This is a genomic window from Streptomyces sp. NPDC088261 (assembly GCF_044740805.1).
Lineage (GTDB): Bacteria > Actinomycetota > Actinomycetes > Streptomycetales > Streptomycetaceae > Streptomyces.
Genome location: NZ_JBIURL010000008.1, coordinates 185,700 through 198,119, shown reverse-complemented (window position 1 = coordinate 198,119; position 12,420 = coordinate 185,700). Strand labels below are relative to the sequence as shown.

The 12,420-nt window shown below is 72.3% G+C and carries 10 protein-coding genes; 3 read left to right on the top strand and 7 right to left on the bottom strand.

The window, feature by feature from the left end; translation table 11 throughout:
• Nucleotides 1-12 precede the first annotated feature (12 nt).
• The 4 genes from ACIODU_RS18000 to ACIODU_RS17985 form a co-directional block, all read right to left on the bottom strand.
• Nucleotides 13-342, bottom strand: coding sequence for a YciI family protein (locus ACIODU_RS18000; RefSeq protein WP_327238099.1), 330 nt, complete (start codon nt 340-342; stop codon nt 13-15).
• 290 nt (nt 343-632) lie between these two features.
• Nucleotides 633-1,922 (bottom strand): NAD(P)/FAD-dependent oxidoreductase, encoded by a 1,290-nt coding sequence (locus tag ACIODU_RS17995; protein WP_401768517.1) that lies wholly within the window; start codon nt 1,920-1,922, stop codon nt 633-635.
• Nucleotides 1,919-3,403: an FAD-dependent oxidoreductase gene (locus tag ACIODU_RS17990; RefSeq protein WP_401768515.1), complete on the bottom strand. Its 1,485-nt coding sequence runs from the start codon at nt 3,401-3,403 to the stop codon at nt 1,919-1,921. The genes ACIODU_RS17995 and ACIODU_RS17990 overlap by 4 nt, the downstream gene beginning before the upstream one ends.
• Nucleotides 3,404-3,415: 12 nt before the next feature.
• Nucleotides 3,416-4,912, bottom strand: a complete 1,497-nt coding sequence (locus ACIODU_RS17985; protein WP_401768737.1) for an FGGY family carbohydrate kinase — start codon at nt 4,910-4,912, stop codon at nt 3,416-3,418.
• A 390-nt stretch (nt 4,913-5,302) separates the two neighbouring features.
• Between ACIODU_RS17985 and ACIODU_RS17980 the strand changes: the two genes are divergently transcribed.
• Nucleotides 5,303-6,301, top strand: coding sequence for a hypothetical protein (locus ACIODU_RS17980; RefSeq protein ID WP_356422912.1), 999 nt, complete (start codon nt 5,303-5,305; stop codon nt 6,299-6,301).
• A 199-nt stretch (nt 6,302-6,500) separates the two neighbouring features.
• Nucleotides 6,501-8,030, top strand: a complete 1,530-nt coding sequence (locus ACIODU_RS17975) for an amino acid permease (protein ID WP_356422909.1) — start codon at nt 6,501-6,503, stop codon at nt 8,028-8,030.
• 99 nt (nt 8,031-8,129) lie between these two features.
• Here ACIODU_RS17975 and ACIODU_RS17970 read toward each other — a convergent pair whose 3' ends face one another.
• Both ACIODU_RS17970 and ACIODU_RS17965 read right to left on the bottom strand, forming a co-directional pair.
• The gene (locus tag ACIODU_RS17970; RefSeq protein WP_401768512.1) at nt 8,130-8,897 is read right to left on the bottom strand and encodes a glycoside hydrolase family 75 protein; all 768 of its coding nucleotides are present in this window, start codon (nt 8,895-8,897) and stop codon (nt 8,130-8,132) included.
• A 74-nt stretch (nt 8,898-8,971) separates the two neighbouring features.
• The gene (locus ACIODU_RS17965; protein ID WP_401768510.1) at nt 8,972-9,484 is read right to left on the bottom strand and encodes an NUDIX domain-containing protein; all 513 of its coding nucleotides are present in this window, start codon (nt 9,482-9,484) and stop codon (nt 8,972-8,974) included.
• Between the two features lie 158 nt (nt 9,485-9,642).
• Here ACIODU_RS17965 and ACIODU_RS17960 point away from each other — a divergent pair, with 158 nt between their 5' ends.
• On the top strand, nt 9,643-9,789 hold the full coding sequence (locus tag ACIODU_RS17960) for a hypothetical protein (RefSeq protein WP_202532907.1): 147 nt from the start codon (nt 9,643-9,645) through the stop codon (nt 9,787-9,789).
• A gap of 136 nt (nt 9,790-9,925) precedes the next feature.
• Here the strand turns inward: ACIODU_RS17960 and ACIODU_RS17955 are convergent, their stop codons facing one another.
• Complete coding sequence (locus ACIODU_RS17955) at nt 9,926-12,124, bottom strand: discoidin domain-containing protein (protein WP_356422900.1); 2,199 nt, start codon at nt 12,122-12,124, stop codon at nt 9,926-9,928.
• Nucleotides 12,125-12,420: the final 296 nt, after the last annotated feature.

The window sequence follows — 12,420 nt, the reverse complement described above, 5'->3', positions numbered from 1 at the left end:
TCCGTCACTCCGTCACTCCGTCCAGAACGGCCACACCTCGACCATGCCGAACCGGGCCATCGGGTGCTTCGACGCGATCTCGACCGCCTCGTCCAGATCCGCGCAGTCGATCACGTCGAAGCCGGCCATGTGCTCCTTCGAGTCGGCGAAGGGACCGTCCGTGAGGAGCAGCGAGCCCTCCCGCACCCGTACGGTCGTCACGTCCTCGGCGGGCCGCACCCGGTCACCCATCAGGCGCGCGCCCCGGCCGTCCATCTCGTCCACCCAGGGCTGGGCGTCGAGTTCGGCCGGGTCGTCGATGGTGACGGAGTCGTCCGTGCAGATCAGCAGCAGGTATTTCATGGTTCCTCCTGGGGCGGATGGTGCCTCTGGGTCGTCCTACATCAGTACGACGCGCGTCGCACGACAGGATCGACAGGTCCGCCGGAAAAACTTTTCGGTCCGTACGCATATGCCGTGGGACACCGGGCAGACGCATGTCGACCCGAGTTCGCGGCCCGTCCCCCCGGGCCGCCGAGGTCCTCGGCCCACCGGCCACCCCCTTGCCGGTGCGTGCCCCGGCCCCACCGGCTACCCCCCCTTGCCGGTGGGGCCGCTTCACGCCGTCGTACGCCTCCGGCCCCCGTACGGGTTCAGCCGTCCTGGCCCGTGATCACGACCGGGCCCCCGCCCGGATCCGTCCGGTCGATCCAGTCGGCGGAGACGTACAGCGGACGGTTCGGCAGCGCGCCGCGCCGCAGGCGCTCGCGGTGCAGCACCCGGCCGTCCTGGCTGACGACCAGCGCCGACAAGCGGCCGGCGGGCCGTGCCGTGCGGAGGGCGAAACGGCCGAGCGGCGGGCGCGGGCCCCGGGGGTCGATCCGGTTCGGCGCCACCCACCGCAGGGGCGCGTCGACCTCCACCGCCAGCTGCCGGTCCGGCCACCGCCCGTCGGAGAGGTAGCGCAGCACCGGGCCCGCGACGAGCCGCCCCTCCCGGGCGGCGGTGCCCGCCGGCTCGACGGCGTGCAGCAGGTTGCCGACGGCGAAGACCCCGGCCGTGCCGGTACGGAACACGGTGTCGACGGCGGGGCCCCGCGTGCCCCGGTCCAGCGTGATGCCGCCCAGGCGGACCAGCTCGTGCTCGGGGATCCAGTCGCCGGTGAAGACGACCGTGTCGCAGCCGAGGGTGACCGTCCTGCCGTCGGTGTGCCGCAGCGCGACGCCGGTCAGCCGGCCCCGGCCGAACAGCTCGGTCACTGTCGTGCCCGTCAGGAGCGGTACGCGCCGGTGCAGGCGGGCCCCGAACCCCGCCGGCCAGGAGGACTGAGGGCGCGGCTGGTCGGTGACCATGGCGGCGACCTCCACCCCGGCGTCGCGCAGCGTGCGTACCGCGGAGTAGCTGACGGGCTCGGCCCCGACGACGACGGCGCGGGCGCCGACCGGCTGGTGGTGGAGGTGGACGGCCTGCTGGAGCTCCCCCGTGGTGAACACGCCCGCCGGCCGGGTGCCGGGCACCAGCCGCGCGGCGCGCGGCCGTTCGCGCGCGCCGGTCGCCAGGACGACCGCGCCCGCCGTCAGCCGCTCCAGTCCGTCGCGGCTGGTGGTGTCCACGGTCAGCGGACCGGCCCAGCCGGTCACGGAGACGCCCGTACGGACGAGGGCACCGGCCCCCGCGGCCGTGTCGGACCAGTGGCGGGCGTACGCGGGGCCGCTCATCGGGCGCCGCAGGTCCCGCAGGCCGAACCCGGCGTGGTAGCAGTGCCGGGGGATCCCGCCGGCCTGCTCCTCACGGTCCACGACCTCGACCGCGCCGGCTCCGGTGGCGGCCAGCCGGGCCGCCGCCGCGAGACCCGCCGGGCCCGCGCCGACCACCAGTACGTCGACGGAGCGCTCCCGGCGGACGGCGCCGGGCGGCCCGCCGTTGTCTGCTGTCGCGTTCATGGTCCGGCCTCCGGCCGCAGGGGGGACGCGCCGCCGTCGGACGTGACGGGGGCGCCGGTGGTGTCGGGACGGGGGCTGGGCGTGCCAGGATTTTCGGCGTCGAGCAGCGCGCGTACGGCGGCGCCGCAGTGGAAACCCTGGCACCGGCCGGCCCGTGCGCGGGTGCGCCGCCGCAGTCCGTCGAGCGAGCGGGCCGGGACGGTGGCGGCGAGGGCGTCGCGGATCTCGCCGCGCGAGACCCGCTCGCAGTGGCAGACGAGCCTGCCGTACTCGGGATCGGCGGCGATCAGCTCGGGGCGCTCGTACGGGCGCGGAAAGGTCCGGCCGAGACAGGGCATGGTCACCGGTTCGAGGGTCCGGGGCTCGCCCAGCTTCTCGCCCGCCTCCGCCAGCAGCCCGACCACATGGGCGGCGATCGCCATCGACGCGGTCAGCCCGGTGGAGCGGATCCCGCCCACCGTCACGTACCGCTGCCCCGGGTGGCAGCGGATCCGGTAGTCGTCCTCCCCGGTCGCGGCGCGCAGCCCCGCGTACACGGCCGTCACCTCCTCGTCGAGGAGCGCGGGCACGATCCGCCGCCCCTTCGCCCGCAGGAAGGCGAGCCCCTCGGCCGAGGAGTGGGTGGCGGTCCGGTCGGTCAGGTCCTCGGCGGTCGGGCCGAGCAGGACGTTGCCGTACACCGTCGGCGCCACCAGCACCCCCTTGCCGAGGGCGGTGGGCACCGGCAGCAGGATGTGCCGGACCAGGTCCCGCGCGAACGTGTCGAAGACCATCAGCTGGCCCCGGCGCGGGGTCACGGTGAAGTCGGTGTGGCCGAGCTGCCGGTCGAGGTCGTCCGCGTACAGCCCGGCGGCGTTGATCAGCACGTGCGTACGCAACCGGCCCCGGCCGGTGGTGAGTTCGTGCGGGGACCCGCCGCTCACCCGCTCCACGCGGCAGTTGAGGTGCAGGTCGGCTCCGCCGCGTACCGCCTGGGTGGCGTACGCGAGGGTCGTCGTCCACGGGCAGATGACGCTCTCGCCGGGCACGGTGAGCGCGCCGAGGGCGCCGGGGCCGAGGGCCGGCTCGCGCCGGTAGACCTCCTCGGGCCCGATGACGCGGGTGTCGTGGCAGTCGTTGCGCTCGGCCTTCTCCATGAGCCGGGGCAGGGCGGCCAGTTGCTCGTCGTCCCACGCCACGAGCAGCGCCCCGACCGGCTCGAGTGGGATGCCGCTCTCCTCGGCGTACGCGGCCAGCCGCCGCTGCCCCTCCCGGACCAGCCGGGACTCCAGCGAGCCCGGCACGGCGTCGAAACCGGTGTGCAGAATGGCCGTGTTGGCCTTCGACGTGCCGTCCCCGACGTCGTCGGCCGCGTCCACGAAGGCGATCCGCAGGTCGTACCGCGTCAGTTCGCGGGCGAGGGCCGCGCCGACCACCCCGGCGCCGACGACCACGACGTCGTACACCTCGTCCGGCAGGACCCCCGCAGTGGTGACAGTCATGGTGCTCCAGGCTCAGGGGGCCGCGACGGGCGGGGGAGTACGGTCCACCAGCGCGGCCACGGCCGCGCGGAAGACCCCGAGGCGGCCGGCGGCCTCGGCCGGGCCGATCCGCGGTTCGTAGACGGCCGACGGCTTCCACGGCGGCACCACGTCCGGCAGCGAGAGGCCCGGGTCGAGTCCCAGCCGCGCCAGGGCGCCCACGCCCAGGGCCGTGGCGTCCGGCAGCGCGGACACCTCCACGGGCCGTTGCAGCAGGTCCGCCTGGGTCTGCATCAGCAGCGCCGACCGGGTCAGACCGCCGTCGACCCGCAGCACGGTCAGCGGCACCCCGACATCGGCGGCCACCGCGTCGGCCAGCTCCACGACCTGGGCGGCGATCCCCTCGCACAGGGCGCGGACCAGATGCCCCGCGCCGGTGTCGAGCCCCAGACCGGTCACCGAGCCCCGCAGGTCGCCCCGCCACCACGGCGCGGCCAGCCCGGCGAGCGCCGGGACGAACGTGACCCCGCCGCTGTCCGGCACGGACAGGCCGACCGGATCCAGGTCGCCGGCCCCGGAGATCACCCCGAGATCGGTGAGCCACCGTACGGCGGAGGCGGCCGTGTAGACCTGCCCGTCCAGGCAGTAGCTCGTCCGGCCGCCCAGCCGCCAGGCGACACAGCTGACCAGGCCCGAGGCGCCCCTGCGCGGCCGGTGCCCGGTCTGCGCGAGGAGGAACGCCCCGGTGCCGTAGGTGCACTTGGCGGTGCCCGGCTCCGTCACGTCCTGGGCGAGCAGCGCGGCCTGCTGGTCGACCAGCAGGCCGGTGAGCGGGATCTCGGGCCCGAACGCGGTGGTGGTGCCGACGGGTCCCGCCGCGTCCACGATCCCGGGCATCGCCTCGTCGGCCAGCCCGTACAGCGCCCGTGCCTCCGGCGACCACTCCACACGGTCCAGGTCGAGGAGCTGGGTCCGCCCGGCGGTCGCGGCGTCGGTGACAAAGGCGCCGGTCAACCGGTGGACCAGCCAGGAGTCGCTGGTGGTGACCACGCCCTCGCGGGTGAGCCGGCGCCGGATCCAGGCCATCTTGGGCGCGGCGAAGTACGGGTCGACGGGCAGGCCGGTCAGCTCTCTCAACCGGGCGGCATGCGGGGCCAGTTCGGCGCAGAGCGGCTCCGCCCGCCGGTCCTGCCAGACGATCGCGTCGGTCAGCGGGGCGCCCGTCCCCGGATCCCAGGCCAGGACCGTCTCGCCCTGGTTGGCGAGGCCGACGGCGGCGACGGGCTCACCGGCGTCCGCGAGCGCCCGGCGGCCCGCCTCGACGACGGAGGAGAGGAGCAGGGCCGGGTCCACCTCCACCGTGCCGCCGGGGCCGTAGCGGGGGGCCGCCGGGGCCGATCCCGTACCGATCACACCGCGTTCGGGACAGATGACCAGTGCCTTGGTGGACGACGTGCCCTGGTCGACGGCGAGCACCGGCCGGGAGGAGGGCGCCGGGACGCCGGGGAGGGAGTGCTGGGCCGGGCGCATGTCCCCGTTCTTCGCTCGCAGGAGGTGGTGCGGGTGGTCGTGATCGCTCTGCGAAAGGGTGGTGCAGGTCAGAGACGGCGTCAAGGGCGGCACGGCGGACCGGGGAGCACGGGAACGCGCCCGCGCGCCGGGCGGATCCGTACGAAACTCCCGTGACGCGCGTGACGAGTTGTAAAAAGTCGGTCGAGCGACCGGATTTTGACGGGACGGGACCTACAATGATCGCCGAGCACCGGCAGGGCGCCCTTGAATCGCCCGACCAGCAGCGGATCGCTTCGCACTCCACCGCGCCAGAGGATCCATGACCACCACATGCCTATCCGGGTGTTGCCCGCGCCGCACCCGACACACCCGACGCACGCGTGTTCCGGGTCCACCGGGGCCGGGCTGATGGCGGCCGAGCACATACGCCCCGTCTACCACCCGGCGGGCCACGACAGCGAGTTGCGTGCTGCCGTGCAGGACCTCAAGGCCGGGCGCTGGGTGTCGATGCGCAACCTGCTGGCCGCTACGCCGGGTTGGGGCCTGTGGACCCAGCGGACGCAGGTCCTCGCGGCCGTCGCCGCCGGTTCGGACGCCGTCCAGACCTGGCGCGCCGAGGAACCCACGAATGTCGCCGCGACGGTGATGCACACCCGTGTCGTGGTCGAACGCGCCCTGCGGGCGCACCGGGAGGGGCATCCGCGCACGAAGGAACTGTGGCAGCTGGGGTGGGAGGCGTGCGGCGCCGCGGCCAGGATCGCCCCCGACGACCCGGTGCCGTGGGTGTGCCTGCTCGCGCTGTCCCAACTCGACTCCCGGCAGCGGCTGGAGGAGCACCGGCTCGCGCCGCCGGGCCCGATGCTGTTCCCCGGCCCCTGGGAACTGCTGTCCGAGGCCGACCGGCGCGACCCGTACAACCGCGAGGCGTACCACCGCATGCTCCAGTTCGTGTACGCGCGCCGGGGCTCCCGCTCGCTCGCCGAGGCCGTCAACTTCGCCCAGTGGGCGGCCTCCACGGCGCCGGCGGGCTCGGCCCTGCACGTGCTGCCGCTGTACGTACGGGTGGAGCGCTACCGCCGTGAGAACGGCCAGGAGAAGGCCCTCGACCTGCACTGGGTCACGGAGGACGCCACCCGGGACGCGGCGCGGGCGCTGGACCTGTGGTTCGACCGGGCGGTCCTGGCCGAGGCCTCGCTGCTCGACCTCAGCCATCTCGCGCACGCCCTCTGGGGATCGCTCCAATTCGAGTCCGCGGCGCGGGTGTTCGAGGCGCTCGGACCGTTCTACGCGACCCTTCCCTGGGCCTACCGCGCCCGGGACCCCGGGCAGGCGGAGGAGATGTTCCTCCGCGCCCGGAGCCGGTCGCTCGCCGGTGCCCGCGAGGCCCGGGGCGACCCGCCGGGCTGAGCCGGGGCCCCGGCCGGCGCGGCCGCGTTCCGACCGCACGACTCCGGCGCGCCGACTCCGTGCCGCCGGACCCCGTACTCCTGCATTCCGTACTCCCGCACGCTGTACTCCCGCATTCCGTACCGCCGCACCGCGTTCCGCACCACCCCGTTCGCCCGTACCGGTCCCCTCGTCCCGCTTCATCCCGGAGGTAAATCCCGTGTCCCTTTCCCCGCCGGCCTGGTCGAACTCCGGCCTCGGTCCGCAGAAGGACGAAGAACAACGGCTGCGGGAACTGGGCTACCAGCCGGTCCTCGCCCGCCGCATGGGCGGGTTCGGCAACTTCGCCATCAGCTTCTCGGTCATCTCCATCCTCTCCGGATGCATGACCCTGTACGGCTTCGGCATGAACACCGGCGGTCCGGCGGTGATGCTCTGGGGCTGGGCGGGCGTCGGCCTGTTCGTCCTCTGCGTCGGCATGGCACTCGCCGAGGTGACCAGCGCCTATCCGACCTCCGGCGCCCTCTACTACATGGCCGACCGGCTGGGCGGCCGCAAGTGGGGCTGGTACACCGGGTGGTTGAACCTGCTCGGGCTGCTCGGCGCGATCGCCGGAATCGACTACGGCGCCGCGCTGTTCACCGGGGCCTTCCTCAACCTGCGCTTCGGGTTCGAGCCCACCCCGGGCTGGACCATGGTCATCTTCGTCTGCATCCTGCTGCTGCACGCCGTGCTCAACCTGTTCGGCGTACGGCTGGTCAGTGTGCTCAACTCGGTCAGTGTGTGGTGGCACCTGGGCGGTGTCGCCCTCATCGTCGGCGCCCTGGCGATCGTGCCGTCCCACCACCAGTCGCCCAGCTACGTCTTCACCGAGTTCGTCAACAACACCGGCTGGCACAACTCGCTGTACGTGGCGGCGGTCGGACTGCTCCTCGCGCAGTACACCTTCTGCGGGTACGACGCCTCCGCCCACCTCTCCGAGGAGACCTCGAACGCCTCCGTCACGGCCGCGCGCGGCATCGTGCGCGCCATCTGGGTCTCCTGGATCGCCGGCTTCGCCCTGCTGGCCGGCCTCACCTTCGCCATCCAGGACTACGCCGGCGCCCTGAACAGCTCCACCGGCGTGCCGCCCGCGCAGATCCTCATCGACGCGCTCGGCACGAGCGGCGCCACCGCGATGCTGCTGGTCGTGATCGTCGCGCAGCTGTTCTGCGGCAACGCGGAGGTCGCCGCCGCCAGCCGGATGGTGTTCGCCTTCAGCCGCGACAACGCGCTGCCGGGCTCCGCCCTGTGGCGGCGCGTCAGCAGCCGTACGCAGACCCCCGTCAACGCGGTGTGGCTGTCGGTGGCCGTCGCCTGCGTGCTCGCCCTGCCCTCGCTGTACTCGACGACCGCGTACAACGCCGTCGTCGCGATCAACGTCATCGGCATCACCCCCGCGTACGCCATCCCGATCTACCTGCGGCTGCGCGCGGGCAAGCGCTTTGAGCCCGGGCCGTGGAACCTCGGCCGCTGGAGCAGGCCGGTCGGGTGGATCGCGGTGACGTGGGTGGCCGGGGTGACCGTCCTCTTCTGCCTCCCGCAGGCGAGCCCGGTGACCGTCGACTCCATGAACTACGCGGTGGTCGCGCTCGCCGTCGTGCTCGTGCTCGCCACGGTGTGGTGGTACGTGGCCCGTGGCTCGTACAGCACGCCACAGTCGTACGGGAACGCGCGCGAGCAGTCGGAGATCTCCGAGGGGATCGTCTAGTCGTTCGACTGTTTGACCGTTCGACCGTTTGATTGTTCGACTGTCTGACCTTTTGACCGTGCGCCGAGCGGCCCCGTCCTGAGCAAGGGCGGGGCTGTTCTACGTCGCGCCGCCGTTCTCCCGTACGAACTTCTTCGCCAGCGCGTCTCCGAGCCGGACCGCCTCGTCGTGGTTCTCGATGGGGGAGACCCGGGTGTTCTTGAACAGGATGTACGTCACCCCCGAGGCCACACCGCCCCGCTGGGGGTGCGCCGGGATGCCCAGGCTCTCCGCCGTGGCGTACGAGGCCTCCCCGATGATGCCCACCGGGCCGGTGTCGCCCACCACCGCGTACCGCACCCGCCCGCCGTGCACGACGGCCACCACCCCGCCCCCGCGGATGCCCGACGCCGGGTAGCTCCACAGCTCGCTCGGCGCCGGCACGACGACGAACGGCAGCTTCTCCGAGTTCAGCGGCTTGCCGTCGGACTGGGCGAACGCGGTGCTCTCCTGGAACCAGGGGTCGGTCGTCGTGTTGCAGTGGGCGGTGACCTGCCCGTCGCAGTCGATGTCCATGTCGGCCTTCCAGAACACCGCGCCCGTCGTGCCGCAGACGGGAACCGTGGCCGCCGCGCCCGCGTCGGTGCGGTACTTCCCCTTCGAGACCGGAGCGCAGGCCGTGGTCGCGGCCAGCAGGTCCGCCGCCCGTACCGTGCCCTCCTGGCCCGGCGCCCGCCGCTCGCCGCGCGGCCCGGCCGCCCCCGCCGGGGGGCCGGCGGGGGCGGCGGGGACGGCGGACAGCGCCTCGGCGGGGAGTACGGTCGCGGGCAGGGCGGCGGCCAGCAGGGCGGTACCGACCGTGCCGAGCGCGCGGGTACGACGAGCCATGGGCTGATGCCTTTCCGGGCGTTTCCGGCGTTTCTGGGGTACCTGGTATTCCTGGTATTCCTGGTGGCGAGGCCTCACTCGCCCGGCGGAGGGGGAAGCGGACGGTCGTCGTCCGCTATCCGCTCCGCCAGCAGGGCCGCCAGCCGGTCCAGGAACACCCGCTGACCCGCCACCAGGCGCCGCGCCGCCTCCGGCAGGGCGAACCAGGCCACCCGGTCGATCTCGGGGAACTCGCGCAGGACACCGCTGCCCCGCGGCCACTCCATGGTGAACGTACCGGGCACGGCGAGCGCCGGGTCCAGCTCCCCCTCGACCGCCCAGACCGTCACGATCTTGCCGCCGCGCTGGCGCGACTCGCCCAGCGGCGTCCAGGGCCCCTCGGGCGGCGGCAGGCCCAGCTCCTCCTGGAACTCGCGGCGCGCGGCGGCCTCGGCCGGCTCCTCGGGGCCGTACTCCCCCTTGGGGATCGACCACGCGGCGTCCTCGCGCCCCGCCCAGAACGGGCCGCCCATGTGTCCGAGCAGCACGGCGACACCGGTGTCGGTGACCCGGTGGACGAGAAGTCCCGCGCTGCGCTTGCCCGGCATGCCGTCAAGTCTGCGCGGTCCCGGGCCACTCCGCCCGAACTGATGAGCCGTGCGGGGCACGGCCCGACGCGTGGACGGCCGGGCACGGGGTAGACGCACGGCAGATCGACCCGCCCACGGCTTCGGAAGCCATGGATCCCGCGTCCCCAGGAGACAACATGGCCGGCATGCTCGACCGCATCAAGCAGTTCACCCGCAGCCCGCAGGGGCAGCGCGTCACGGAGCAGGTACGGCGCGCCTCGGCCGACCCGCGGAAGCGGGAGCAGGCGCGCAAGCTGTTCGGCAAGCTGCGCGGACGGCGCTGACGCGCCGGTACGCAGCGAGCAGGGCCCGTCCTCGGATCGAGGACGGGCCCTGTCGTGTGCCGACTGTCAGATCACCGGATCACCGAGATCAGTGGTTCACCGGATCAGTGGTTCACCCGGTCAGTGGTTCACCGGACTACGGGAACGAGGTGATCGTCGACGGGACCGTGCTGGTGCCGGACGTGGCCGACCCCAGACTGTTGATCACGTGGTTGTACTGACCCATCCCACCGAGGGACACGACCAACAGGTCGTGGAACTTCACACCGGGTTTGACCGGCGCCTGGAAGCCGTGCTCCTGGATGATGTTCGGATCCGACGTGTAGTTGCAGTAACTACCCAGACCCCAACCCTCGTGGTTGTTCACGGAGTCGGCCACCTTGTAGGCGGCGTACCCCCTGATCGAACCGTTCTGGATGGCCGCCTGGTTCGGCGCGTCGTACGCCTTCTCGTTCTGGAAGAAGATCGTCTTGCCGTTCTCGCCGTACCACTCCACGTCGTACTTGTTGAAGTGTTCGACGAACAGGCCGGTGGCGAGGACGTCGTCGCCGTTGACCCGCAGACCGTAGTCGGCGCGGTTGGTCTCCCAGCCGACGCCGGCGCCGTGGTCGGCCCGCCAGATCCAGGTGTGGTCGATGATCGTGTCATCGCTGTTGATCACCATGCTGGTGGTGGCCTTGCCCGGACCCGCGCCACCGATGCGGATGAAGACGTCCTGGACGGTGGTCGGGTTCGCGGAGTGGTCCGCCGACGCGCCCTGGGGTCCGACCTCGAGGAGCGTCGGGGAGTTGACGGGACCGGCGTCGATCAGGAAGCCGGCGAGCTTCACGCCGTCCACGTCGGCGACCTTCATCGCGGTCACCCCGTTGTCCGGGATGATCGTGGCGAGACCCAGACCGAGGACGATCGTGTTGGGACGGGTCACGTTGATGGTCTGGTTGACGTGGTAGACACCCGGCGTGAACAGGAGGTTGAGCCCCTGCGCGAGCGCCTGGTTGATGGTCGCGGCGGTCGCGCCCGGCTTGACGACGTAGAACTGGTCGAGCGGCACGGACGTACCCTGCGGCGCGCCGTTGCCCCACGTGGTGCCGCGGGCGTTGGTGCGCTTCGCCGGGGCGAAGACCTTGTAGGTGTTGCCGTCCAGGTACAGGAACGGCTTCTCCCGCGAGGTCGGGGTGTTGTTCAGCGTGGTGTACGGCGGGTTCGGGAAGCCCTGTGCGGGCGCGCCCTCGACACCGGAGAACACCATGTTCCAGACGCCGTTGGTCCAGCCGCCGACGGAGCTGTCACGGGTGTACCACTGCTGCTGGGAGTACGGGCCGACGGTGCCGTCGATCTTGCTGTCGGCGATGTAGCCGCCGCTGGCCCAGCCGTATCCGTTGGGCGCCAGGTTGAGCCCGCCCTTGACGTGCATCCGGCGGAACGGCGCGGCCTGCGCGACGGCCCAGCGGTTGGTGCCGTTGACCGGGTTGACGGCCAGGTTCTCGGCGGAGCGCCAGAAGTTCTGCGTGGCGTTCCCGTTGAACCAGCCGGCGTCCACGGTGATGTCACCGTTGATGTTGGTGTCGTCGGGCGACAGACCGAGGCCGGAGATCGAGGTGTAGAAGCCCAGTTGGGCGTTGAGGCCGTTGTACGTGCCCGGCTTGAACAGGAACTGGTAGCGGCCCGAGCCGAACTGGTCCGACTCCTGCTGCTGGAAGACCTGGTCGAGCCTGCCCTGGATGTTGGGCGTCGACGGATCGAAGACGATCACGTTCGGACCGAGGTCACCGCCGCCCGGCAGCGGGTTGCCCGTGCCGCCGTCGGTGCCGCCGAAGACCTGGAACTCCCAGAGGGAGTAGCCCCAGGGGGTGGCCCGGACGGTGCCGGTCACCCGGACGTAGCGGGCGTTGCCCGTGACGGTGTGGGACTGGACACCACCGGTGCTCGTGGTGGTGGCGTAGGCCTGCGTCCAGGTGGTGCCGTTGGTGGACAGCTCGATCTTGTACGCCTTCGCGTACGCCGTCTCCCAGTTCAGGACCACCGAGTTGACCGCGACGGTCGAGCCGAGGTCGATCTGGATCCACTGGGGGTCGGACGCGGCGCTCGACCAACGGGTGCCGGTGTTGCCGTCGTTGGCGCCCGTGGCGGGGGTTCCGGCGTTCTCCACGCTGGAAGCCGTCACCGGCTTGCCCTGGGAGAGCAGGGTCGGGGCGGCGTCCGCCTTGGTGCTGGGGATGAGGAGCAACAACGAGGCGATCAGGGTGGCGGCGACGGAGACGGCGAGTCCTCGCCGTCGGTCCGGCGTTGATCTCCGGAACGCCGGTACCGGCGAAGCGAGCGGAGGAGCGTGCATGGGCAAGTCTCCTGAGTCATCAGAAAAGGGCAGCACGGGTGCGTGCGTGGGGGCATGCGTGGGGGGGCAGATAGTCGGAGAGCGCTCTCTGGGTAGAGGAGATGCTTCCCCCGTGTTTCGTACACGTCAAGAGTTGTGCGCGAACCGTCCGCTCCGGGTTCCCGTGTCATCAACAAATAACCGGCTAGACGCGCCGATTGTGGGCATCTGCGCCCTGTCGGGGGCGAGTTGAGGAGAGGTCGATTCAGAATCTGACGGCAGGGGGAGGGTGCGCGAAACGGTGTTACGGACGGCTC

Excerpts from the sequence above, each read along its gene's own strand:
- ACIODU_RS17970 (WP_401768512.1), bottom strand. The coding sequence starts at position 8,897 with ATGGCTCGTCGTACCCGCGCGCTCGGCACGGTCGGTACCGCCCTGCTG.
- ACIODU_RS17995 (WP_401768517.1), bottom strand. The coding sequence starts at position 1,922 with ATGAACGCGACAGCAGACAACGGCGGGCCGCCCGGCGCCGTCCGCCGG.
- ACIODU_RS17965 (WP_401768510.1), bottom strand. The coding sequence starts at position 9,484 with ATGCCGGGCAAGCGCAGCGCGGGACTTCTCGTCCACCGGGTCACCGAC.
- ACIODU_RS17955 (WP_356422900.1), bottom strand. The coding sequence starts at position 12,124 with ATGCACGCTCCTCCGCTCGCTTCGCCGGTACCGGCGTTCCGGAGATCA.
- ACIODU_RS17980 (WP_356422912.1), top strand. The coding sequence starts at position 5,303 with ATGGCGGCCGAGCACATACGCCCCGTCTACCACCCGGCGGGCCACGAC.
- ACIODU_RS17985 (WP_401768737.1), bottom strand. The coding sequence starts at position 4,912 with ATGCGCCCGGCCCAGCACTCCCTCCCCGGCGTCCCGGCGCCCTCCTCC.
- ACIODU_RS18000 (WP_327238099.1), bottom strand. The coding sequence starts at position 342 with ATGAAATACCTGCTGCTGATCTGCACGGACGACTCCGTCACCATCGAC.
- ACIODU_RS17960 (WP_202532907.1), top strand. The coding sequence starts at position 9,643 with ATGGCCGGCATGCTCGACCGCATCAAGCAGTTCACCCGCAGCCCGCAG.
- ACIODU_RS17990 (WP_401768515.1), bottom strand. The coding sequence starts at position 3,403 with ATGACTGTCACCACTGCGGGGGTCCTGCCGGACGAGGTGTACGACGTC.